This window comes from Aestuariivita sp. (assembly GCF_021404545.1).
In the GTDB taxonomy this organism is placed as follows: domain Bacteria; phylum Pseudomonadota; class Alphaproteobacteria; order Rhodobacterales; family Rhodobacteraceae; genus Aestuariivita.
In genome coordinates, this window is sequence record NZ_JAAWWD010000006.1 from 81,662 (window position 1) to 88,119 (window position 6,458).

Annotated in this window: 7 protein-coding genes; 2 read left to right on the plus strand and 5 right to left on the minus strand. The window is 57.5% G+C overall.

Going from position 1 to position 6,458, the window contains the following annotated elements; all coding sequences use genetic code 11:
* Nucleotides 1–31: 31 nt before the first annotated feature.
* Nucleotides 32–325: a hypothetical protein gene (locus tag HEP69_RS04820; RefSeq protein WP_290557393.1), complete on the plus strand. Its 294-nt coding sequence runs from the start codon at nucleotides 32–34 to the stop codon at nucleotides 323–325.
* A 19-nt stretch (nucleotides 326–344) separates the two neighbouring features.
* Here the strand turns inward: HEP69_RS04820 and HEP69_RS04825 are convergent, their stop codons facing one another.
* The 5 genes from HEP69_RS04825 to HEP69_RS04845 all read right to left on the minus strand — a co-directional run bounded on the left by HEP69_RS04825 (nucleotide 345) and on the right by HEP69_RS04845 (nucleotide 3,828).
* Complete coding sequence (locus HEP69_RS04825; RefSeq protein ID WP_290557395.1) at nucleotides 345–878, minus strand: GNAT family N-acetyltransferase; 534 nt, start codon at nucleotides 876–878, stop codon at nucleotides 345–347.
* Nucleotides 875–2,110 carry a hypothetical protein gene (locus HEP69_RS04830; RefSeq protein ID WP_290557397.1) on the minus strand — a complete coding sequence of 412 codons (1,236 nt, stop codon included), beginning with the start codon at nucleotides 2,108–2,110 and terminating at the stop codon, nucleotides 875–877. Before HEP69_RS04830 ends, HEP69_RS04825 begins: the two co-directional genes overlap by 4 nt.
* A 121-nt stretch (nucleotides 2,111–2,231) precedes the next feature.
* Nucleotides 2,232–2,771, minus strand: a complete 540-nt coding sequence (locus tag HEP69_RS04835; RefSeq protein WP_290557399.1) for a tail fiber protein — start codon at nucleotides 2,769–2,771, stop codon at nucleotides 2,232–2,234.
* 10 nt (nucleotides 2,772–2,781) lie between these two features.
* A complete protein-coding gene (locus tag HEP69_RS04840) occupies nucleotides 2,782–3,300 on the minus strand; it encodes a tail fiber protein (RefSeq protein ID WP_290557400.1) in 519 nt (172 codons plus the stop codon).
* 15 nt (nucleotides 3,301–3,315) lie between these two features.
* Nucleotides 3,316–3,828: a tail fiber protein gene (locus tag HEP69_RS04845; RefSeq protein WP_290557402.1), complete on the minus strand. Its 513-nt coding sequence runs from the start codon at nucleotides 3,826–3,828 to the stop codon at nucleotides 3,316–3,318.
* A 762-nt stretch (nucleotides 3,829–4,590) separates the two neighbouring features.
* On the opposite strand from HEP69_RS04845, the gene HEP69_RS04850 reads away from it, so the two are divergent.
* Nucleotides 4,591–6,414 carry a choice-of-anchor D domain-containing protein gene (locus HEP69_RS04850; protein ID WP_290557403.1) on the plus strand — a complete coding sequence of 608 codons (1,824 nt, stop codon included), beginning with the start codon at nucleotides 4,591–4,593 and terminating at the stop codon, nucleotides 6,412–6,414.
* Nucleotides 6,415–6,458: the final 44 nt, after the last annotated feature.

The window sequence follows — 6,458 nt, forward strand, 5'->3', positions numbered from 1 at the left end:
AACTGAATTTAGCTGAAAAGATGCGTGCGAAATGCCGGACCTGAGCAATATGACCGCCGAGAATTTCTCTGAGATGGAAGGGCTCGTCTTCACCGTCACCTCAACGGATCCAAAGGTTGAGCTTGAACTCGTCGAGGTCAAGAAACTGGGGGCCGGAGAGCGGCCAGGCGGTGCGTTTTCGCTGCTTTGGCAAGGGCCATCGGAACCTGCGCTGACCCAGGCGACCTATTGTTTGTCACAAGCCACAATCGGAGAGCATGATATATTTCTGGTCCCCGTGGCGCAAAAAGAGATCGGGTATCAGTACGAGGCGATCTTTACCTGATCCGGACCGGGCAGTTCCTTTACGCAGCCGGTGTCCAACGCAAAAGGTCATAGACGCCTTTGTCTTCTACCACCTTGAACCCCAGACGCCGATAGAGCGACATCGCCGGGTTTTCCTTTTCAACGTGGATGCCGATGCCTTTGCCGCCATCGGCCGCCGCATCCTCCATCAGGTCCTTCAGAATGGCGCCGCCAATACCCTGGCCGCGTGTCTCGGGCATCAGGGCGATATCGATGATCCGGTGCTCGCTGTCCCAGCGTTCCAAGTAAAGCCGCCCGATCCGCTGTTTTTCTTGCTCGATGATCAGCCAAAGCGCATCCGGATAGTGTTTTTGGTAGTGACCGTGCTGCGCCGAAAACTGCATGTCGATGAAAGCCTGCTTTTCCGGCTCATCCCATGGCGTGCGCGACAGCTCACCCTCGCGCGTAGAGCGATAGAGCCGCGACAGAAACGTCATATCGTCCACCGTGATGCCCCGATAGCGGATGTCATGACCCGACGCATGCCGGACTGGCGGGAGGTGCAGCAAACGCTCGGTCGTCTCTTGGTTCATTCCTCTTGCGCAAACGATGCCGTCACATCTTGGGTGATGGCCATGCTTGTGAGGTTGGTGCCGATCCGTGTCCAGCCGGCCTGCCAGAGACTGGGGCGCAATTCGGTGGTATAGTCGATCATGTTTGCCCGTGTATCGAGTGCAAAGAGGCTCAGCGCCCTGTTCGCGTTGGGGTGCAACGCATACTGGCTGTCGCTTTGGGCAAATGCGATGACCGCGGGCGTTGTCCACTCTGACAGGTCGGAGCCGGTCTGGTGGGTGGCGTAGATCGGACTGGCCTGACCGCTTCCGACCTGAGCGGTCAGATAAAGGCCATTGTTGGCTGACACGCCCACCGCGAAATCCTGTATGTCCGCGTCGAACCCGGCCAAAAGAACCCAGTCTGTAAACGTGTCCTCGGCTGTGGCTGTCTGCACCCGCATGTAGATGTTCGATCCGACGGCGCCAAAGATATGCACCAGTGCATTGCCGTCAATCGCCAGCTCGAGCTGCTCAAGCTCGCCAACATACCCCGAGACATCCTGCCAGCCGATCCAGCTCTCGGGTTTCTGAGGGCGATCACTGTTCTGGAAGTTGATAAAGGGTGTCTTGTTTGCATTCAGACCACCGATGATCAGGCGCCCATCAGCGTTTTGCGTTGCGGTGATCGACACCAGGCTGCCGGGGATCTGGATCCAGTCCGACCAAGGTTGGCTGGGCAACGCCGGGACCTCGACGGTCACCTCGATCGGAGTGTCCGTGCCGGGCGGTATCACCGTTTCGGTCACTGTCTCAACCTGATAGGGGTTCATGAACTTCCACCAGATCGCACCGTCCTTGTTCGCGCTCGTTCCAAAGACATTCGGGCGTCCGTTCAGCCCGTTGATCAGCTTGGTGTCGTGAAACGCCGATACCGATGGCGGAATGCCAAGATCGACCGGAAGATTGAACCGTTCGGGTGCATTGGGCTCCTGGTTTTCCGCGACATAGATCAGATGGTGCGTATCCTTTTGCTCCGCCAGCAGAGACACATAGCCGTCCATCGTCGTCGAGGCCTGCAGGGGCGTTGACTCAAAAGACAGATCCGTCAACGTCGTAAAGCTGTCGGCGAATGGCCCGTTTTCGCTGGTTTGATCCACATAGACCAGATGCCCGTCGGTATCGATGGCCCCGACAAAAATGCGAAAATACGAGGGTTCTACATCCAAAGCCTCGCGTAAAACCTGTTCGGTCACGGCGGTCTCAGCTGACATGTCGATCATCCTTCATTTCGTATCACGTTGTACTGTCGGCTTCCGGGGCGTCGGCGCAACCAGCCTTCTGACAGTCTCACGCAAACAGTCCGATATCGTTTCCAAAAGAAATGCCGCGCAACTAGCTGCGCGACGGATAAAGCCCGACCAGCGCGATGATAAAGTTCATCACAAGAAAGGGCTGAAGGTTCGTATGCGGCTGCCCGCCGCCGGTTGTGCCGATGGCTTCGCTTGCCATATCGACAAGATTGGCGCTTGTATTTGTCTGATAGAGAAGATCCGGTGGGAAACCGGCAGTTCGCGCCAAAGAGGTCGTGTTGCTTGGTTCGATACCGGATCCGCCGCCGTTGGTTGTCGCTCTGGCGCTATGCGAATGCGACGGAATCTGCGCCTCGTTCAGGGTGACCGTTTCAGACCCGACCCTTTGGCCCAGACGGCGGTTGGTCAACCCGGGGCCGCGACCGGGATGCATCGGCGCGCGGCCTTGCATGTTGGGCAGTGCGGTTGTGGTGCGTCCGTCACCACCATATGTCGTGCCAATCAGCGAGAATAGCGCTGTATTGTTGGAGATCGGCAGCAGTTGCCCGTCGCAAAAGGCCCAGCCGCGCGGTGCGAAATTCCCGGCAAAGATGCGGATTTCGGCGATAAAGGGTTCCGACATGTCTGGCCTCCTAGGTGCGGCTTGGGTAAATGCCGAAAAGGGCAATGATGAAATTGATACAGATTGTTGGCATCAGGTTGGTATGGGACTGTGACCCGCCGGTATTTCTAACCATGCTGGAAGAGAAGCTCGTGTTTTGGGATTCCACGGCAAAGAATGACACGCCGACACCCTTTCCAACGATCCTGCCCTGCGGGCCCAAATCAGTTGCATCCGCGGTGTTGGCAAAAAAGTCATGCGTATGACTGGCCAATTGATTGGTGGTCAGCGTCTCTTTCTCACCGCCGCCCTTGCTGCCCAGCCGACGGGGGCTCAGCCCCGGACCGGTACCCTGGTGCAGCGGTATCCGGCCGCGCATATCCGGCAACCCAAACGTTGTCCGACCATCGCCGCCATAAATCGTGCCCAATAGCGAAAACAACGCGTCGTTTTGAGATACGGCAAGCAGTTGCCCATCGCAAAAGGCCCAGCCGCGCGGCGCGAAATTTCCGGCAAACATCCGAATTTCGCCAACAAAAGGTTCTGACATGTCTGTCCTCCGGGGCTAGTTGCGCGAGGGAAATAGGCCCTGCAGCGCGATACAGAAACTCAATGTGGTATAGGGCTGCATATTGTTATGGGCTTGTCCGCCACCCGCATTTGCGATCGTTCCGCTTCGCAAGGCGGTCGACGTGGCAGCCTCGGGGTCTCGATACGCAAACTCGGTGGCCTGTTCTGCAGCAAGCACATGGCTGGCTGGCGTAGGAGAATCTCCCACGCTCGACGAAGCCTTTGCCGCGTGGCTGTGGGCGGCGATTTCTGCCGCAGTCAGTACAACGGCCTCAGCTCCGCTCTTTTGTGCAAGTGCATGGCCGTCCCCCTTGTGCATCGGCGTGCGACCGCGCAGATCGGGCAGGGCGAATGATGTGCGCCCGTCACCTCCGTAGTTCGTTCCCAGCAGGGAATAGAGCGACTGATTTTGGTTGATGGGGAGTATCTGGCCATCCAGAAATGCCCAGCCGCGTGGCGCGAAGTTGAAGCCGAACATTCGGACTTCGGCAAGAAAAGGTTCAGACACGGATACCTCCGCTAGTTGTGTTTATGTACTCAGGGAGCTGGAAAAAGGAGGAACACCCAGAAGAGCAATCATGCGTTTGATGACAACCGTGGCATGTATTAATGCGCGCGCGCAACAAAAAAGAAACATGGCATGGCCGTAGACAGGACTCGCTCAAGACGCCCTTTTTAAGGGATCGTCATCAAACTATGCATTTGTAAAAAAAGAATTTTTCACGTAGCTGTGAGATTGAGCCGCCTTTCGGACAATTGCCCAATGCTGTCCAGCAACCCTGGCACGCCCTCTGATGCGCGAGGACCGATCGACGTCTTGGAGCATCCCAGAGACTTTGTAATTTGGCAACATTTTTTAATCATTATTGGCAGTTTCGTGCATGCGTAGCTGTTTGAATTGCATAGCTCGACTTTCTACCCTTAGTTGTTGGCTCGAGATGTTGCGCGGAAACCTGCCGGTCATGTATCCGGTCTTCTGGGCTGTTTAGGCATCATGGTCACGGTTGATCGTCGACCATGATCTGGAGAGATGATGATGGCGTATTTTGACCATGTGGCCGTTCTGGAAGCCGTTTCGAACTGGTCTCGGCACATGCCGGATCTTCGACAGTCATCGTTCCTTGGCTTACCGCTCCTGATGGCCTTGGCAACAGTCACCTTTTGCATGTTCTTGATGCCGTCTTTGAAGTCACTGCGCAGTAACAGGGGTCAAGCGCGCATAGCGGGTGAACCTCATCGTGCGATCGTACCGATCCTGGCCAGCCGCTTGATGGGGTGGAGCCTGTGTGCGCTGCTCGCCGGAGCGTTCTGGGGTGGCACGCCAAATCAGGCCCAGGCCCAGGTGACGGCGACCTGCCCGGCCATGTCGCCAGGCGATTTCGCTATCCTTCGCCCTGACGCGAATACCTGTGTGGTTTTTGGTACCGATACGAACCCAAACATCGCGATTGGCAACAATATCGGAAATCCGTTTGCCCTTCCTACTGGCGGTATCCTGTTTGGAGCCGAGCCAGGCCCCGGATTGAGCAATGTGTTCTACAATGCCGGGTCAGGCGACGTCACAATCCCGATCATAGAAGCAAATCCCAACCCTGAGGTTTTGCCCTGCGGCCTTAATGCCGCCTGCAGTGCGACGGTCTTTTTCACGTTCTCCGGCGTGGATTATTCATTTATGGTGTCCACCGCCGCCGGGACGAACACGATCGGGAGCACATCCACGCCCGTGGTTGTTGTCTCAGACACTACCCCGCCGACGATCACCTCCGTGGTGCGCCAGAGCCCGTCTACTGCAACCACCAGTAACGACACGCTGACCTTCCGGGTCACGTTTGATGAAGACGTACAGAATGTCGATGTGACGGATTTCAACGCCAGCGGCACCACCGCTGACGCGACCAGCGTTACAGGGGCGGCATCGGTCTACGACGTCACGGTTTCCGGCGGCGATCTGGCTGCGCTGAACGGGGTTGTGGGGCTGACCTTTGACGGCAGCCAGAACATTGCTGATCTTGCGGGCAACGGACTGACCAACACGACCCCTAGCACCAACCAGACCTATACTGTCTCGAACCCTCCCGAGCTTGATGTCCGAAACGCTGCGGACAATGCGAATATCCTCGATGGCAGCGCGTCTGTCACGGTGCCGCTGGGCACGGATTTCGGTAGTATTGAGGTTGGATCCAACACTGTCCGCAGCTTTAGAATTGAGAATAACGGCATCGGCGCGCTGACCCTGGGCAGTCCGGCCTTGCAGATCTCAAACACCACCGACTTCACGATCGTTGGTGGTCTGACCAATTCAGGAACAATTGCACCCGGCAGTTTCAACACGATCTCGATCCGTTTCAATCCGGGCTCCGAGGGCACAAAGACGTCGATTGTGACCATTCGCTCTGACGACTCGGATGAAGATCCCTATACGTTCACGATTCAGGGCATTGGAGAGACCCGACCGACGATCACCTCGGTCGCGCGCCAGGCTCCGGCCAGTTCCCCGACCAGCGCCGACACGCTGACCTTCCGTGTGACTTTCGACAAGGACGTACAGAATGTCGATGTGACGGATTTCAACGCCAGCGGCACCACCGCTGACGCGACCGGCGTTACAGGGGGGCCATCGGTCTACGACGTCACCGTCTCGGGCGGCGATCTGGCTGCGCTGAACGGCACGGTCGGGCTGACCTTTGACGCGGCCCAGGATATTCAGAGCCTCGCAGGTCTCGCCTTGACCAACATAACCCCGGGTTCAAATGAATCCTATTCGGTCATAAACCTGCCTGAAATCGAGGTCGCCGAGACCGGGCAGGGGCAGGGAGCCTTGACGGATGGTGGCACGCTGGCGCAGGGCAGTCAGGCGGCCGGATCGCCTCTGACGCTGACCTTTACGGTGACCAATACGGGTACCGACACGCTGACCCTGGCGACGGCGACCGCGTCTTCGCCGAGCAATGTGACGGTGAACGCCATTTCCGCTCCGGGCAGCCTGAGCGTGGCCCCTGGGGGCGGGACGACAACATTCACATTGCAATATACCCCCCGCGCTGGCTGGATCGTATTCCTTTGGTCTGAGTTTCACCAAAACGCCGCGGGATGAAACACATTTCCGGACCCCCGGAACCCCGTTCCCCACCGTTTCCC

Excerpts from the sequence above, each read along its gene's own strand:
- HEP69_RS04820 (WP_290557393.1), top strand. The coding sequence starts at position 32 with ATGCCGGACCTGAGCAATATGACCGCCGAGAATTTCTCTGAGATGGAA.
- HEP69_RS04825 (WP_290557395.1), bottom strand. The coding sequence starts at position 878 with ATGAACCAAGAGACGACCGAGCGTTTGCTGCACCTCCCGCCAGTCCGG.
- HEP69_RS04830 (WP_290557397.1), bottom strand. The coding sequence starts at position 2,110 with ATGTCAGCTGAGACCGCCGTGACCGAACAGGTTTTACGCGAGGCTTTG.
- HEP69_RS04835 (WP_290557399.1), bottom strand. The coding sequence starts at position 2,771 with ATGTCGGAACCCTTTATCGCCGAAATCCGCATCTTTGCCGGGAATTTC.
- HEP69_RS04840 (WP_290557400.1), bottom strand. The coding sequence starts at position 3,300 with ATGTCAGAACCTTTTGTTGGCGAAATTCGGATGTTTGCCGGAAATTTC.
- HEP69_RS04850 (WP_290557403.1), top strand. The coding sequence starts at position 4,591 with ATGGGGTGGAGCCTGTGTGCGCTGCTCGCCGGAGCGTTCTGGGGTGGC.